The sequence below is a fragment of the Massilia hydrophila genome, assembly GCF_020208145.1.
Classification (GTDB): domain Bacteria; phylum Pseudomonadota; class Gammaproteobacteria; order Burkholderiales; family Burkholderiaceae_D; genus Telluria; species Telluria hydrophila.
The window spans coordinates 1-367 of record NZ_JAHYBX010000088.1; the positions used below are offsets into that span (position 1 = coordinate 1).

Annotated in this window: 2 tRNA genes and 1 rRNA gene; all 3 read right to left on the reverse strand. The window is 54.5% G+C overall.

Going from position 1 to position 367, the window contains the following annotated elements:
* Positions 1-2: 2 nt before the first annotated feature.
* Positions 3-78: transfer RNA gene (locus LE190_RS21610), tRNA-Ala, on the reverse strand.
* A gap of 17 nt (positions 79-95) precedes the next feature.
* A tRNA-Ile gene (locus LE190_RS21615) sits at positions 96-172 on the reverse strand.
* 83 nt (positions 173-255) lie between these two features.
* A 16S ribosomal RNA gene (locus tag LE190_RS21620) occupies positions 256-367 on the reverse strand; the annotation flags it as partial.

Here is a 367-nt window from a genome sequence, read left to right on the forward strand (position 1 = left end):
AATGGTGGAGGATGACGGGATCGAACCGACGACCCCCTGCTTGCAAAGCAGGTGCTCTCCCAGCTGAGCTAATCCCCCGTTTTCTTGTGATAACTTGGTAGGGCTGGTTGGACTCGAACCAACGACCCCCGCGTTATCAACACGGTGCTCTAACCAGCTGAGCTACAGCCCCGACATACACTGTTGTTCTCTTTACTAACAGCCGATAAGCGTGGACGCTTGATGATGGAGCGTTAGCCCCTGGTGCTACTCTAGAAAGGAGGTGATCCAGCCGCACCTTCCGATACGGCTACCTTGTTACGACTTCACCCCAGTCACGAATCCTACCGTGGTAAGCGCCCTCCTTGCGGTTAAGCTACCTACTTCT